14 protein-coding genes are annotated in these 14,194 nt (G+C 64.6%); 9 read left to right on the plus strand and 5 right to left on the minus strand.

The genetic code is table 11. The features are described 5' to 3' along the window. Positions 1 to 12: 12 nt before the first annotated feature. Positions 13 to 444, minus strand: coding sequence for a hypothetical protein (locus tag JQ573_RS36540; RefSeq protein ID WP_212317066.1), 432 nt, complete (start codon positions 442 to 444; stop codon positions 13 to 15). Positions 445 to 640: 196 nt separating this feature from the next. On the opposite strand from JQ573_RS36540, the gene JQ573_RS36545 reads away from it, so the two are divergent. Then, entirely contained in the window at positions 641 to 934 is a 294-nt protein-coding gene (locus tag JQ573_RS36545; protein ID WP_212317064.1) for a GIY-YIG nuclease family protein, read from the plus strand. A gap of 278 nt (positions 935 to 1,212) precedes the next feature. Here the strand turns inward: JQ573_RS36545 and JQ573_RS36550 are convergent, their stop codons facing one another. Next, positions 1,213 to 1,446: a hypothetical protein gene (locus JQ573_RS36550; protein ID WP_212317062.1), complete on the minus strand. Its 234-nt coding sequence runs from the start codon at positions 1,444 to 1,446 to the stop codon at positions 1,213 to 1,215. A 208-nt stretch (positions 1,447 to 1,654) separates the two neighbouring features. Here JQ573_RS36550 and JQ573_RS36555 point away from each other — a divergent pair, with 208 nt between their 5' ends. The 3 genes from JQ573_RS36555 (at position 1,655) to rocF (ending at position 6,293) form a co-directional block, all read left to right on the plus strand. Next, positions 1,655 to 4,201 carry a glycogen/starch/alpha-glucan phosphorylase gene (locus JQ573_RS36555; protein ID WP_409334719.1) on the plus strand — a complete coding sequence of 849 codons (2,547 nt, stop codon included), beginning with the start codon at positions 1,655 to 1,657 and terminating at the stop codon, positions 4,199 to 4,201. A gap of 187 nt (positions 4,202 to 4,388) precedes the next feature. Further along, positions 4,389 to 5,207 (plus strand): acyl-CoA thioesterase II, encoded by an 819-nt coding sequence (locus JQ573_RS36560; RefSeq protein WP_092122876.1) that lies wholly within the window; start codon positions 4,389 to 4,391, stop codon positions 5,205 to 5,207. Positions 5,208 to 5,315: 108 nt separating this feature from the next. After that, positions 5,316 to 6,293 carry an arginase gene (gene rocF / locus JQ573_RS36565; protein ID WP_212317058.1) on the plus strand — a complete coding sequence of 326 codons (978 nt, stop codon included), beginning with the start codon at positions 5,316 to 5,318 and terminating at the stop codon, positions 6,291 to 6,293. A gap of 227 nt (positions 6,294 to 6,520) precedes the next feature. On the opposite strand, the gene JQ573_RS36570 is transcribed toward rocF, so the two are convergent. From JQ573_RS36570 to JQ573_RS36580, 3 genes are all read right to left on the minus strand, one after another. After that, on the minus strand, positions 6,521 to 8,137 hold the full coding sequence (locus JQ573_RS36570) for a phosphoenolpyruvate carboxykinase (RefSeq protein ID WP_212317056.1): 1,617 nt from the start codon (positions 8,135 to 8,137) through the stop codon (positions 6,521 to 6,523). A gap of 161 nt (positions 8,138 to 8,298) precedes the next feature. Then, on the minus strand, positions 8,299 to 8,736 hold the full coding sequence (locus tag JQ573_RS36575; protein WP_212317054.1) for a hypothetical protein: 438 nt from the start codon (positions 8,734 to 8,736) through the stop codon (positions 8,299 to 8,301). A 279-nt stretch (positions 8,737 to 9,015) separates the two neighbouring features. Continuing rightward, positions 9,016 to 9,750, minus strand: coding sequence for a HugZ family protein (locus tag JQ573_RS36580; protein WP_212317052.1), 735 nt, complete (start codon positions 9,748 to 9,750; stop codon positions 9,016 to 9,018). A gap of 238 nt (positions 9,751 to 9,988) precedes the next feature. Between JQ573_RS36580 and JQ573_RS36585 the strand changes: the two genes are divergently transcribed. The 5 genes from JQ573_RS36585 to JQ573_RS36605 all read left to right on the plus strand — a co-directional run bounded on the left by JQ573_RS36585 (position 9,989) and on the right by JQ573_RS36605 (position 13,985). Beyond that, positions 9,989 to 10,690, plus strand: a complete 702-nt coding sequence (locus tag JQ573_RS36585) for a response regulator transcription factor (protein WP_016843287.1) — start codon at positions 9,989 to 9,991, stop codon at positions 10,688 to 10,690. Between the two features lie 110 nt (positions 10,691 to 10,800). Then, positions 10,801 to 12,609, plus strand: coding sequence for a sensor histidine kinase (locus JQ573_RS36590; protein WP_212317050.1), 1,809 nt, complete (start codon positions 10,801 to 10,803; stop codon positions 12,607 to 12,609). Further along, on the plus strand, positions 12,606 to 13,046 hold the full coding sequence (locus JQ573_RS36595; RefSeq protein ID WP_176534018.1) for an HPr kinase/phosphorylase: 441 nt from the start codon (positions 12,606 to 12,608) through the stop codon (positions 13,044 to 13,046). Before JQ573_RS36590 ends, JQ573_RS36595 begins: the two co-directional genes overlap by 4 nt. Before the next feature lie 214 nt (positions 13,047 to 13,260). Then, positions 13,261 to 13,662: a PTS sugar transporter subunit IIA gene (locus JQ573_RS36600; protein WP_021076632.1), complete on the plus strand. Its 402-nt coding sequence runs from the start codon at positions 13,261 to 13,263 to the stop codon at positions 13,660 to 13,662. Continuing rightward, on the plus strand, positions 13,659 to 13,985 hold the full coding sequence (locus JQ573_RS36605) for an HPr family phosphocarrier protein (protein ID WP_212317049.1): 327 nt from the start codon (positions 13,659 to 13,661) through the stop codon (positions 13,983 to 13,985). The genes JQ573_RS36600 and JQ573_RS36605 overlap by 4 nt, the downstream gene beginning before the upstream one ends. Positions 13,986 to 14,194 lie beyond the last annotated feature (209 nt).

Raw genomic sequence — 14,194 nt, forward strand, 5'->3', positions numbered from 1 at the left:
CGAGCTCGCCACTCAGCGCGCCACGATCACGCCGATCACGTTCGGCGCGGCCATGTATTTCTCCTCGATTGCGGCCCGCGCGGCGGCGCGGTTCTCCGGATTGAGGAGGCCGCGCTTCTCGGCGAGGATCATCCAGCAATAGCCCCACCAGTCGGTCAGCATGCCGTGATCGTCGACGAGGTCGTAACCCTGCTCGCCGGCGAAGATGCGCGCATGCGCTTCATCGAGCGAGTCGAGCCAGGCGTGATCCTCGTTCGAGAACAGCTCGTCGCTGAAATCATCCGTGGTGTAGCCCCAGATCGACATGCAGACCGCATTGAACTCGCGGTCGAGCTGGTCGTCGTCGATCGGCTGGCGCCGCGAGGCCTGGTGCAGCCGCGACAGCGACCGCGCGAAATCGGCAATCCGGGTCAGAGCGAATTGATCAAAGGCGATGGTGGACATGTAGTCCTCGCGGAGACTGAGAGACCATAGATATTGTGTCGGCGCAGGCGCCGAATCACAATGATATATCAAAGACTTGCTAAATTGTTCTTAATTCGTTCTAGTTGGTTTATGGTCGTCCCTCAGGGCGTCGTCCTGGCGAAGGCCAGGACCCATTACCCCGGATGGTCGCCGTCTTGCGAGCTTGGGCCAAACCATGAGCGCTGCAGGCAGCTACTACGTCTACGTCCTCGCAAGCCGCCATCACGGAACGCTTTACATCGGCGTCACCAACGATGTCAGCGCGCGGCTTGAATTGCATCGTTCGGGCCGAGGCTCCAAGTTCGTCTACAAATACCAGATCTTCCGGCTCGTTCACCTCGAGGAATTCGCCACACCGCAGGAAGCGATCGCCCGCGAAAAGCAGCTGAAGTTCTGGAAGCGCGATTGGAAGATCAAGCTGATTGAAGCGGACAATCCGGATTGGAACGACCTGTCGGGCCTCATCTGACTATTGGGGTAATGGGTCCTGGCTTTCGCCAGGACGACGACGGTGGCAGCAGCGAGCATTATAGCCCCGTCACCTGCGTATGCCGCCCAACAAAGCAATTGGGCCGCTGACTAAGTCAGCGGCCCGTTGAAAATTGCTTCGGAATGAAATGCGTCGGAGCTGGAAAAATGTGCCCGCCCCACGAGCGACAGGTGTGTTTGTAAAGAACTTGTTAAGGCTTGGAAATCCGTATCACTCCGGTGTTCGCGATCGCGCGTGCAGGCCCGCTGCACGGCCACCTAATTCGCGGCGGACAGCAATTTGTCACCGCAGGCATTCGCGCAGAACTTGCCGCCGCATTGCCGCTTGATGGCGGCACAGCGCGCGGCCGGCGAGGCGTTCTGCGCCACGCTGAAGCTGCAGCTCAGGCCGTCGGCGCTGCGGCCCGGCTTGCCCGCTGCATAGGCTGCGCTGGTCGCCGTGATGCACACCATGAGCAACGCCGCGGCCGCGATCTCGATCAGGAGTCTCATCACGCATCCTCCGCCAGATGGCCGCAAATCCCGGCTTTCACGGCCGATCGTAGCACCGGCAACGACGGTTCCGAAGGCCCCTGAATCGGCCCGGTCCTTGCATAAAATATCGGCAGCGCCATGCACGGCAACGCTTCGGGCGGTTTCGGTTGCCATGCAACGCGCGTATCATCGACTTGGGGCATGATCCGGACAATATGATCGCATCATGATCCGGAAGTCTGAACGGCAGGGATTGAGCGCTTTGCACGAACAAACACACTACCCGGCATTGAACCAGCCGATCGACGAGCTGGCGCTCACCGAGATCAAGGGCGCGATCCTCGCCAAGCTCCGGCTGGCGATCGGCAAGGACGCCACCGTTGCGACCAGGCGCGACTGGTACAAGGCGGCGGCGCTGGCGCTGCGCGACCGCATCGTGCACCACTGGCTGACGGCCGAGAAGCAGACCTACGACGCCGGCTCCAAGCGCGTCTATTATCTCTCGCTCGAATTCCTGATCGGCCGCCTGTTCACCGACGCGCTGAACAATATGGGATTGCTGCCGCTGTTCGAGGCCGCGCTCGGCGACCTCGGCGTCGATCTCTCGGACCTGCGCAAATGCGAACCGGACGCGGCGCTCGGCAATGGCGGCCTCGGACGGCTCGCGGCCTGCTTCATGGAGAGCATGGCGACGCTGGCGATCCCCGCGACCGGCTACGGCATCCGCTACGATTTCGGCCTGTTCCGCCAGATCATGAACCAGGGCTGGCAGCAGGAATATCCCGACGAGTGGCTCGCCTTCGGCAACCCCTGGGAATTCCAGCGGCCGGAGGTGGTCTACAACGTCCACTTCGGCGGCCATGTCGAGCATGTCGACGACCGCGGCCGCGATCGCGCCACCTGGCATCCGGCGGAAACCGTCGAGGCGATGGCCTACGACACGCCGATCGTCGGCTGGCGCGGCCAGCACGTCAATGCGCTTCGCCTCTGGTCGGCGCACGCCCCCGACCCGCTCCAGCTCGACGTCTTCAACACCGGCGACTACGTCTCGGCGAGCGCCGAGCAGGCGCGCGCGGAAGCGATCTGCAAATTCCTCTATCCGAACGACGAGAGCGCGGCGGGCCGCGAGCTCCGGCTGCGCCAGGAATATTTCTTCGTCTCGGCCTCGCTGCAGGATCTCGTGAAGCGGCATCTCGCCTCCGACGGCGGCCTGCGCAACCTCGCGCAGAAGGCGGCCGTGCAGCTCAACGACACCCATCCGAGCCTTGCGGTCACCGAGCTGATGCGCATCCTGGTCGACCTGCACAATTTCCGCTGGGACGAGGCCTGGAAGATCACCGTCGCGACGCTGTCCTACACCAATCACACCCTGCTGCCGGAAGCGCTCGAGACCTGGCCGGTCGAATTGTTCGAGCGGCTCTTGCCGCGGCATCTCGAGATCATCTACCGCATCAACGTGGCCCATCTCGCGCTCGCCGAGGAGCGCTTCCCCGGCGACATCGAATACCGCGCCTCGGTCTCGCTGATCGACGAGCGCAGCGGCCGCCGCGTGCGGATGGGCCAGCTCGCCTTCGTCGGGTCGCATCGCATCAACGGCGTCTCCGCGATGCATTCCGACCTGATGAAGGAGACCGTGTTCCACGACCTTCATCATCTCTATCCGTCGCGCATCACCAACAAGACCAACGGCATCACCTTCCGCCGCTGGCTGATGCTGGCCAACCCGCGGCTGACCGCGCTGCTGCGCGAGACCTGCGGCGAGGCCGTGCTCGACGACTTCTCGCTGCTCGAGCGGCTCGAGCCCCACTCGAGCGACCTGGAATTCCAGAAGCGCTTCCGCGACGTCAAGCATCACAACAAGCTGGCGCTGGCGCGGCTGATCGGCGAGCGCAACCACATCAAGGTCGACCCGTCGGCGCTGTTCGACGTGCAGATCAAGCGCATCCACGAATACAAGCGGCAGCTGCTCAACATCCTGGAAACGATCGCGCTGTATCACGCGATGAAGGATGATCCGGCGGCGAACTGGGTGCCGCGCGTAAAAATCTTCGCGGGCAAGGCGGCGGCGAGCTACCGCTACGCCAAGCTGATCATCAAGCTGATCAGCGACGTCGCCGAAATCGTCAACAACGACGCCTCGCTCGGCGGCAGGCTCAAGGTCGCCTTCCTCGCCGACTACAATGTCAGCCTCGCCGAGGTGATCATCCCCGCCGCCGATCTCTCCGAGCAGATCTCGACCGCCGGCATGGAGGCCTCGGGCACCGGCAACATGAAGCTCGCGCTGAACGGCGCGCTGACCATCGGCACGCTCGACGGCGCCAATATCGAAATCCGCGACAATGTCGGCGAGGAGAACATCGCGATCTTCGGCCTCGAGGCCGGCGACGTCATGGTCCGCCGCAAGCAGGGGCTCGATGCCAGCGACGTGATCGGCAAATCGCCGCGGCTCGAGCGCGCAATCCGCGCCATCGAGAGCGGCGAGTTCTCGCCGGGCGATGCCGCGCGCTTCGCCTCGATCGGGCACGCGCTGCGCTACCTCGATCACTACATGGTCTCGGCCGATTTCGATTCCTACTACGACGCGCAGCGCGGCATCGACGCGCGCTGGCAGGTGCCCCCGGCCTGGACCCGCGCCTCGATCCTCAACGTGGCGCGCATGGCATGGTTCTCCTCCGACCGCACCATCCGCGAATATGCCGAGGACATCTGGCACGTGCCGGTGCATCCGAGCGCCTCGCCGCAGCTCGACAACCAGCGCGAGGCGAAGGGGTAATCCCGGGATGCGGAAATCGATTACGTCCGACATCATTGAATCCGGCACGATAGCCCGCGATATAGTCAGTGAACTTCACGCAGTCATTGCGAGCGAAGCGAAGCAATCCATCGCGCGGCTATGCGGATCGATGGATTGCTTCGTCGCTTCGCTCCTCGCAATGACGAGCAAGTATTCAAGGTAATTCATGCTCACCAAGGCTCCGCACCTTTTCGATGAAGCCACCGCTGTGACTGCCGGCGACAGCCGCTGGCAGGGACGAACCAGCCCGGATTACTGGGCGTTCGTCGGCCCGTTCGGCGGCTGCACCGCCGCGACGATCCTGCGCGCCCTGATGCAGCATCCGCAGCGCGCGGGCGATCCGCTGGCGCTGACGGTCAATTACTGCGCGCCGGTCGCCGAGGGCGTGTTCGATCTCGATGTCCGCCTGGTCCGGGCCAACCGCTCGAGCCAGCACTGGTCGATCGAGATGACGCAAGGCGGCGGCGAGGTCACGACCTTGGCGACCGCGGTGTTCGCCGAGCGCCGCCCGTCCTGGTCGCACCAGCCCGCCGAGTTTCCCGGCGCGGTGCCGTTCGAAGAGCTGCGGCCCTATCCGAAGCTCGCGATGACCTGGGCCAACCAGTATGATTTCCGCTTCGCCGAGGGCGAACCGAAGCTCGGCGGCGGTGCCGCCAAGCAGCCGTCGAGCCCCTATTCAAAACTCTGGATCGCCGACCGCGTGCCGCGCAAGCTCGATGCGCTGTCGCTGATGTCGATGTCGGACGCGTTCTTCGGCCGCGTGTTCCACGCGCGGCACGAGCTGGTGCCGTTCGGCACGGTGTCACTGACGACCTATTTCCACGTCGATGCCGCCGACATGGACGCCGAGGATACCACCCGCGTGCTCGCCACCGCCGACGCCAAGATCTTCCACAAGAGCTACGGCGACCAGCACGGCGAATTGTGGTCGCCGTCCGGCCGCCTGCTCGCCACCACGACGCAGATCGCCTATTTCAAGGCGTAAGCACCACCCGACTATCCACATGGCCGGATTGGACCGGGTTGCCTATTTCAAGGGTTGAGGGAACAGTGGCGCGTCGCTTCTGTTCCACGCCTTTGGGAGCCTTGCCGCATGTCCGAAGCCGACAATTCCAAGCCCTCGCGCATCGCCTTGCTCGGCGTTCCCATCGAGATCGGCGCGTCGCAGCCCGGTCCGCTGATGGGCCCGGACGCGCTGCGCACCGCGGGCATCGCGCGCCTGCTCGAGCAGCTCGACTTCCGGGTTGACGACCACGGCAACCTTGCGATCCCTGGTGTGGTCGCCGACGGCCCGGTGCCGGCAAACACCAAATTCTACGACGAGGTGAAGACCTGGACCCGCGCCCTCTCCGAGCGCGCCTACTGGCTGGCGCATTCCGGCGCGATCCCGATCTTCATGGGCGGCGATCACTCACTGTCGATGGGGTCGATCAACGGCGTCGCACGCTACTGGCAGGAAAAAGGCCGGCCGCTGTTTGCGCTGTGGGTCGACGCGCATGCCGACTACAACACGCCGGCCACTACCATCACCGGCAACATGCACGGCATGTCGGCGGCCTTCCTGTGCGGCGAGCCCGGCCTCGACGACCTGCTCGGCGGACTGCCGCGCGCCTCGATCCCGCCGGATCAGCTCGATCTGATCGGCACCCGCTCGGTCGATCCGCTGGAGCGCAAGCTGCTGCGGCAGCGCAACGTCTCGATATCAGACATGCGCCAGATCGACGAGTTCGGCGTCGCCGTGCTGACCCGCCGCGTCGTCGAGCGCGTCAGGGCGAAGAACGGCGTGCTGCATGTCTCGTTCGACGTCGACTTCCTCGATCCGGAAGTCGCGCCCGGGGTCGGCACCACCGTGCCGGGCGGCGCGACTTATCGGGAAGCCCATCTCATCATGGAGCTGCTGCACGATTCCGGACTGGTGCGCTCGCTCGATATCGTCGAGCTCAATCCGTTCCTCGACGAACGTGGCCGCACCGCGCGCGTCGCGGTCGAATTGATCGGCAGCCTGTTCGGCCTGCAGATCACCGATCGGCAGACGCCGAGCAACGCCGTGCTGCCGGAGCTGGGGGAATAGCGAATAGCGAAGCGTACTCCCCCGCCCCGTCATCCTGAGGTGCGAGCGGAGCGAGCCTCGAAGGATGCACGGCCCGGCTGGCGGCCGTCGACCCTTCGAGACGGCCGCTTCGCGGCCTCCTCAGGGTGACGGATTGAGGGAGTGTCGCGCGGATAGAGGAAGCGAGACCGCAACAAAAAAGGCGGCCACGAGGGCCGCCTTATCAAATCGCGTATCGCTTGCGCGAACTACTCCGCCGCGAGCTTCACTTCCGGGGCGGCGGCGCGGACTTCGGCGTCGACCTGTGCTTCGAACTTGGCGAAGTTCTTCTGGAACATGCCGACCAGCGCACGCGCGGTCTTGTCGAACTCGACCTTGTCGGCCCAAGTCTTGATCGGATCGAGGATGTGCGGCTCGACGCCCGGCAGCGAGGTCGGCACCGCGAAGCCGAAATACTTGTCGGTGCGGAAATCGGCGTTGCGGAGCGAGCCGTTCAGCGCGGCGGTCAGCAGCGCGCGGGTCACCTTGATCGGCATGCGGCGGCCGGTGCCGTACTTGCCGCCGGTCCAGCCGGTGTTGACCAGCCAGCAATCGACATTGTGCTTGGCGATCAATTCGCGCAGCAGATTGCCGTAGACCGACGGATCGCGCGGCAGGAACGGCGAACCGAAGCAGGTCGAGAATTCCGGCTGCGGCTCGTTGCCGAGACCACGCTCGGTGCCGGCAACCTTCGCGGTGTAGCCGGACAGGAAGTGATACATCGCCTGCGCCGGCGTCAGCTTGGCGATCGGCGGCATCACGCCGAAGGCGTCGGCGGCGAGCATCACCACGTTCTTCGGGTGCGGCGCGCAGCCAGTGCGCGAAGCGTTCGGAATGAAATCGAGCGGATAGGCCGAGCGGGTGTTCTCGGTCTTCGAGCCGTCGTCGAAATCCGGCACGCGATCGTTGGCGCCGAGCACGACGTTCTCCAGCACGGCACCAAAGCGCTTGCTGGCGGCATAGATTTCCGGCTCGGCTTCGCCGGACAGCTTGATGCACTTGGCGTAGCAGCCGCCTTCGAAATTGAAGACGCCGTCCTCGCTCCAGCCATGCTCGTCATCGCCGATCAGCGTGCGCTTGGGATCGGCCGAGAGCGTGGTCTTGCCGGTGCCGGACAGGCCGAAGAAGATCGCGGTGTCGCCGTCGGGGCCGACATTGGCCGAGCAGTGCATCGGCATCACACCCTTCTCGGGGAGGTAATAGTTCAGCGTGGTGAACACGCTCTTCTTCATCTCGCCGGCATATTGCGAGCCGCCGATCAGGACGATCTTGCGGGCGAAATCGATCGCGACGACGTTCTCAGACTTGCAGCCGTGACGTTTCGGATCGGCGCGGAAGCTCGGCAGATCGATAATCGTGAGTTCGGGCACGAAGCTCGCGAGCTCCGACGCCTCGGGGCGAATGAGCAGCGTGCGGATGAACAGCGAGTGCCATGCGAGCTCGGTGAAGACGCGCGTCGTGATGCGATGCTTCGGATCGGCGCCGCCATAGAGATCCTGCGCAAACAGCGTCATGCCTTCGGCATGCTTGAGGAAGTCGGCATGGAGCGTGGCGAACTGCTCCGAGGTGATCGACTGGTTGCCGGCCCACCACATGTTCTTGTCGGTGAGATCATCGCGGACCGTGAACTTGTCCTTCGGGCTGCGGCCGGTGAACACGCCGGTATCCGCGCAAAGCGCGCCATCGGCCGAGAGCACCGCTTCGCCTGATCGCAACGAGTGCTCGTAAAGCTGCGGCGCGCCATAGTTCCAATGCACGCCCTTGAGATTTTTTAAGCCGAATTTGTCGGCGCCGAAGGCACCGTTATGCACGCCCGTCTCTTGCACGAAGAACCTCCTCGAACCCGCGTATCCTTGTTCGCGCGAACATCGCTAGTCGCGCTCCGCCGCGGTGACCGTCATCAGAACAATATAGCCTCTCGGCCCCGGTCCGGCGACCTAATAGTGGGGATCGCCGGGCTTGCCAAGCCAGTCGAATGGCTTTTGGTTTATTCCAAGGCGGGCACATCATTGGGCGCAAATACCGCAGCGCGAAACGCTTTCGCTTTGCTTTCGCTTTCTCGTTGTTTTCGCGGCGATCGGGCGACGTTTCGTCGCCATTCCCGCTGCGAGCAAGGCGTTGCGATGCACAAAGAGTGCCAGCGATTGGCGTATATCCGCGCCGAGCAACGCAGCAGGCGCCGAGAATGCCGGGTATGCGTTTCGCGCTGAGGATGTGTCGTTGCGATGGACCGCTGCCAGTTGCGCTGCGCTGCAGTGCTAGGCATGTCGTCCACGATCGTGTTGCACGCGGATAGCACCACTGGGCCGGCGTTGAGCTGCATTCGATCGAGCTCAATACGCCATCGTCGAAGCTGGATGATGACAATGCCCGGCAGCAGCGAATGTTCCGCAACGCGCGCTGCGTTCGGCGGCAACAGGATCACTGATCGAAGCGAGCGATGGTAACGCAATCACCGCGTTGCACGTGCGCGTCAGCGGTTGAAGCTCGCGATCCGAGCAATTCTCCGGAGCAGCAGCGCCGGGAATTCTCGCAACCCGCATCACGCCCATCGGCGATGATATCAGCGCCGGCACGAAATGATCGCGCTGTCAGAGACGCAGCACCCGGCCTCGGCAAGCGCGCGCGGAGCCGCACCGTGCGACACCATGCCTCGTTGGGTGCAGCGCCGCCGTTCGGCGCCGGCAGGGCGTGCTCCCTCCCTCTATCCCTTGGCGCGCGCCTCGCCGGCGAGCCGCACCAGCATCTTGCGCAGCTCGGTGCCGTTGCGGACGCGCTCCGGGAAATCGAGCCGCAGCGTGTCGCGACCGGCCTGCATGTCCATGCCGTCGGGGTCGCAGCCGGTGCACAGCCAGTCGGCACTTGGCGCGCCGAGCAGCCGCGTGGCGTAGAGGTTCGTGGCCTCGCGGTGATCCTCGTTCATATGCGCCACCGCGCCCGGCTCGGCCTCCAGCAGCGCTTCGGCACCACCGAGGTCGGTCAGAAACTGCGCAGGCTTGAGGTCGACGATCCGGCCGAACCCGGCGACCAGATGGGCGTCGCTCGGCCGGATCACGAAAAACGAGAAATCCTTAAATTCTACAAAGGCTTCCGCCGATGGATGAGCGCCAAGGTAGCGCCGGCGGACGAGCTCCCGCTCGGCTTCCGCGACCTCCTCGGCTCGGCCGGCCAGCATGATCCGGGCGCCCTCCAGCGGATCGCCCTCGGCGCGCTCGTCCAGCATCAGCGACACCCGGTCGTCGGCCAGGATATTCCTGGTGTACAGCGCCAGCCGGGAAATCAGCAGGATCGGCGAGCCGTCGGGGTGGCTGGCCAGATTGACCAGCGAGCAATAGGGATCGCCGGAGCCGGCCATCAGCGTGGCGAGCGCGCCCTGGCGGCTGCGGCGGAGCAGGGAGCGGGCAAGGTGGGCGGGGTCGAAGTCGGCGGTCGGTTGCATGGGCCTATCAGGTCATTTTGGAGGCGAATCGGGCCGGTTCCCGTTGAAAAAAGGACCTTTTCTCACGGTCTCAGGGTGCTATATGGGGGTCCAACGCGTGGGTCGCAGAGCGTTTTGCGGAACTCGGTCACACTTCAGCCCAGCTTGCATTGCTCGTTGACCGCGTTCGAAGCCCATATTCTACGGCGAGTCGCCAGAGTGCCCGCCGTCTAAACCACTCTCATTGTGAAAGCAGCTCATGCCCACAATCGCCTTGGTCGACGACGACCGCAACATTCTCACGTCGGTCTCGATCGCGCTCGAAGCCGAAGGCTATCGCATCATGACCTACACGGACGGTGCGTCGGCGCTGGATGGGTTTCGCACGTCGCCGCCCGATCTTGCGATCCTCGATATCAAGATGCCGCGCATGGACGGCATGGAAACGCTGCGCCGGCTGCGCCAGAAGTCCGACCTGCCGGTGATCTTCCTCACCTCGAAGGATGAAGAGATCGACGAATTGTTCGGCCTGAAGATGGGCGCCGACGATTTTATCCGCAAGCCGTTCTCCCAGCGCCTGCTGGTGGAACGCGTCAAGGCCGTGCTCCGCCGCGGCCAGCCGAAGGATCCGACCGCCGCACCGAAGGAGCCGGATGCCCGCGCGCTCGACCGCGGCCTGCTGCGGATGGATCCGGAGCGCCACACCTGCACCTGGAAGAACGAGCCGGTGACGCTCACCGTGACCGAATTCCTGATCCTGCAGGCGCTCGCCACCCGCCCCGGCGTCGTGAAGAGCCGCAACGCGCTGATGGACGCGGCCTATGACGACCAGGTCTATGTCGACGACCGCACCATCGACAGCCACATCAAGCGGCTGCGCAAGAAGTTCAAGGTGGTCGACGACGATTTCGAGATGATCGAGACGCTGTACGGCGTCGGCTATCGCTTCAAGGAAGCCTGATCTGCGCTTCCCGGGCGGCTTGTTAACTGACAGGCCCCGCACGGCTGGGGTAAGCTCGGGCGAGGACCTGCTTCGCGGGACGACATCCATACCAACCGGCAGCTTTGCCAGTGCTTGATCGAACGCAGCTCGAGCAGGGACTGAACACCGAGGACGCGTCACAGCTCCTCGATCAAGAGGCCGTGGCCGACGATTTGGCGCGCGACAAAGGCTGGCGCCGTCCGCTCGGCTGGGTGCGCCGCGCCGGTCAGTTCTTCTTCGCGCTGTCGTTCTCGAGCCTGACGCGCCGCATCGTCTCGCTCAACCTGGCCGGCCTCGTCGCGTTGGTCGCCAGCATCCTCTATCTCTCGCAATTCCGCGCCGGCCTGATCGAGGCGCGCACGCAGAGCCTTCTGGTCTATGCCGAGATCATTTCGGAGGCGATCGCGGCGTCTGCGACCGTCGAAGGCAATACCGTCACCATCGATCCCGACCGGCTGCTCGACCTCAAGCCCGGCGAGAGCTTCGGTCAGCCGGATGAATCGGCGGATTTCCCGATCAATCCCGAGCGCGTCGCGCCGACCCTGCGCCGCCTGATCGCGCCGACCAAGACGCGGGCCCGCATCTTCGACCGCGATGGCGGCCTGATCCTCGACAGCCGCAATTTGTTCGCGCGCGGCGACGTGCTGCGCATGGAGCTGCCGCCGCCGTCTGAGAAGCCGTCGCTGTATGAGAAGACCAAGGCCACGATCAAGACCTGGCTCAACCGCGGCGACCTGCCGATCTACCGCGAGCTCGGCCCCGAAGGCGGCAAGGGCTATTCCGAAGTCGCGCAGTCGCTCGAGGGCATGAAGGGCAGTGCGGTGCGCGTCACCGATCGCGGCGCGATCATCGTGTCGGTTGCCGTTCCGGTGCAGCATTTCCGCGCTGTGCGCGGCGCATTGATGCTGACCACACAGGGCGACGACATCGACCAGCTGGTGATGTCGGAGCGACTCGCCATCCTCAAGATCGGCGGGGTCGCATCCACCGTCATGATCATGCTGTCGCTGCTGCTGGCGAGCACGATCGCGGGCCCGGTGCGACGGCTCGCCGAAAGCGCCGAGCGCGTCCGCAACCGCATCCAGACCCGCGTCGAGATTCCCGACTTCACCGGACGCCGCGACGAGATCGGGCATCTCTCGGGCGCGCTGCGCGACATGACCAACGCGCTCTACAGCCGCATCGAGGCGATCGAGATGTTCGCCGCCGATGTCGCCCATGAGCTGAAGAACCCGCTGACCTCGCTGCGCTCGGCGGTCGAGACGCTGCCTTTGGCGCGCAACGAGAACAGCCGCGCGCGGCTGCTCGCCGTGATCGAGCATGACGTCAAGCGGCTCGATCGCCTGATCTCCGACATCTCCGACGCGAGCCGGCTCGACGCCGAATTGCAGCGCCAGGATATGGCACCGGTCGATCTGCGCCGGTTGCTGACCACGTTGACCAGCGTCGCCAACGAGACCCGGCTCGGCCACGACGTCACCGTCGAAGCCCGCTTCGAGGGCCGCGGACCGACCGACACGCTCTCGGTGCCCGGCCATGATTCCCGGCTCGGCCAGGTGATCTCGAACCTGCTGTCGAACGCGCAATCGTTCTCCAAGCCGGGCGACAAGGTGCGCATCATCTGCCGCCGCACCCGCGGCGAGGTCGAGATCGTGGTCGACGATGACGGGCCCGGCATCGGCGAGGACGCGCTGGAGCGGATCTTCGAGCGCTTCTACACCGACCGCCCGCACCAGGGCTTTGGCCAGAACTCCGGCCTCGGGCTTTCGATCTCCAAGCAGATCATCGAGGCGCATGGCGGACGCATCTGGGCCGAGAACCGCGCGGGACCTGCGGACGAAGACGGCAAGCCCACCGTCGCCGGCGCGCGTTTCGTGGTCAGGCTGCCGACACTATGAGCGACAATTCAAGCGTGCACGCATCCGCCGTTCTTGTCGGCGAGCGTGCGGTGCTGATCCGCGGCCCGTCGGGCGCCGGCAAGTCGCGCCTGGCCTTCGATCTGATTCTCGCCGGGCGCACCGGAGCGCTTCCGCCGGCCATTTTGGTGGGGGATGACCGTGTCCATCTCGACACAGCCGGCGAACAATTGTGGGTTCGCCCAGCACAGCAATTGGCCGGTCTGATCGAGATCCGAGGCCTCGGAATCCGCCATTGTCCGTTCGCAGGCGAGGCCGTGGTCGGCTTGATCGTCGACCTTGCCGCCGACGATGCCGAGCGGCTGCCGCCGCCCGAGGCGCTCAAGATCCGCCTAAATGGTGTTTCAATACCGCGAATTCCCGTGCCGGCTGGCTTCCAACCCCTGCCGCTGGTTGTCGCTGCGCTGACGACAACCTGAAAGTTCATGTTCCCGTAATCTTGCGGCCAATTGTGGGAAGGGAATTGGTAACCATATCACGTCCACTATCGCGTCGGATTTTGCCGGCGCAGCCTCCCCTCTCTACCGCCAGGAACCGGGAGACTAGCCAAGATGCCCTCTTGCGCAGGGCCTCTGGATGGTCAAAGTGGCGCGTTCGTGCGGTGCACCAAAGGGCGCCCGCGAGGAGTTTCCGATGATTGGTCTAGTGCTGGTGACCCATGGGCGCCTTGCTGACGAGTTCAGAGCCGCGCTCGAACACGTCATGGGTCCGCAGAAACAAATTGAAGCAATTACGATCGGGGCCGAGGACGATTCCGACCTCTGTCGAAGCGACATCATCGAGGCGGTGAATCGCGTCGATAGCGGCGACGGCGTTGCGATCCTTACCGACATGTTTGGCGGCACGCCGTCGAACCTTGCGATCTCCTGCATGAGCCGTCCGAAGGTGGAAGTGCTCGCGGGCATCAATCTTCCCATGCTGGTCAAGCTTGCCAAGGTTCGCGAGGAGCGTTCGCTGCCTGACGCGATCGCGATGGCGCAGGAAGCCGGCCGCAAATACGTCACCATCGCCAGCCGCGTTCTCGCAGGCAAATGAGCGGCGAGGCCCCGGGCGAAAACCATGTCGGCCCGGGCGTGCCAGCGGGCGCCATCTCGCGCGAACTCCTGATCGTCAACAAGCGCGGCCTGCACGCGCGGGCATCAGCCAAGTTCGTCCAGCTGGTCGAGCGCTTCAACGCCGAGATCTGGGTGACGCGCGGCAGCGAAACTGTCGGCGGCACCTCGATCATGGGCTTGATGATGCTGGCCGCAGGGCCCGGCACCACGGTCGTGGTCTCCGCGAAAGGCGACGAGGCGCAGCAGGCGCTCGAGGCCATCGCCGAGCTCGTCGCCAGCAAGTTCAACGAAGAAGGCACGTAAGCGCCGCCTCGCGCGCTACGCCAGGCGAAAGCCTCTCCCCGTCATCCCCGCGCAAAGGCTTCGCCTTTGTCGCTGGAGGTGCGAGCGGAGCGAGCCTCGAAGGATGCACGGCCCCGCCGGTGGCCGTCGATCCTTCGAGGGCCGCTGAAGAAGCGGCCACCTCAGGATGACGGAAGCGGCACTGATGACGGAAACGGCGCGGCACTAAT

The organism is Bradyrhizobium sp. AUGA SZCCT0105 (assembly GCF_018129565.1).
GTDB lineage: Bacteria > Pseudomonadota > Alphaproteobacteria > Rhizobiales > Xanthobacteraceae > Bradyrhizobium.

Excerpts from the sequence above, each read along its gene's own strand:
- JQ573_RS36595 (WP_176534018.1), top strand. The coding sequence starts at position 12,606 with ATGAGCGACAATTCAAGCGTGCACGCATCCGCCGTTCTTGTCGGCGAG.
- JQ573_RS36540 (WP_212317066.1), bottom strand. The coding sequence starts at position 444 with ATGTCCACCATCGCCTTTGATCAATTCGCTCTGACCCGGATTGCCGAT.
- JQ573_RS36555 (WP_409334719.1), top strand. The coding sequence starts at position 1,655 with ATGATCCGGAAGTCTGAACGGCAGGGATTGAGCGCTTTGCACGAACAA.
- JQ573_RS36560 (WP_092122876.1), top strand. The coding sequence starts at position 4,389 with ATGCTCACCAAGGCTCCGCACCTTTTCGATGAAGCCACCGCTGTGACT.
- JQ573_RS36580 (WP_212317052.1), bottom strand. The coding sequence starts at position 9,750 with ATGCAACCGACCGCCGACTTCGACCCCGCCCACCTTGCCCGCTCCCTG.
- JQ573_RS36600 (WP_021076632.1), top strand. The coding sequence starts at position 13,261 with ATGATTGGTCTAGTGCTGGTGACCCATGGGCGCCTTGCTGACGAGTTC.
- JQ573_RS36550 (WP_212317062.1), bottom strand. The coding sequence starts at position 1,446 with ATGAGACTCCTGATCGAGATCGCGGCCGCGGCGTTGCTCATGGTGTGC.
- rocF (WP_212317058.1), top strand. The coding sequence starts at position 5,316 with ATGTCCGAAGCCGACAATTCCAAGCCCTCGCGCATCGCCTTGCTCGGC.
- JQ573_RS36605 (WP_212317049.1), top strand. The coding sequence starts at position 13,659 with ATGAGCGGCGAGGCCCCGGGCGAAAACCATGTCGGCCCGGGCGTGCCA.
- JQ573_RS36585 (WP_016843287.1), top strand. The coding sequence starts at position 9,989 with ATGCCCACAATCGCCTTGGTCGACGACGACCGCAACATTCTCACGTCG.
- JQ573_RS36545 (WP_212317064.1), top strand. The coding sequence starts at position 641 with ATGAGCGCTGCAGGCAGCTACTACGTCTACGTCCTCGCAAGCCGCCAT.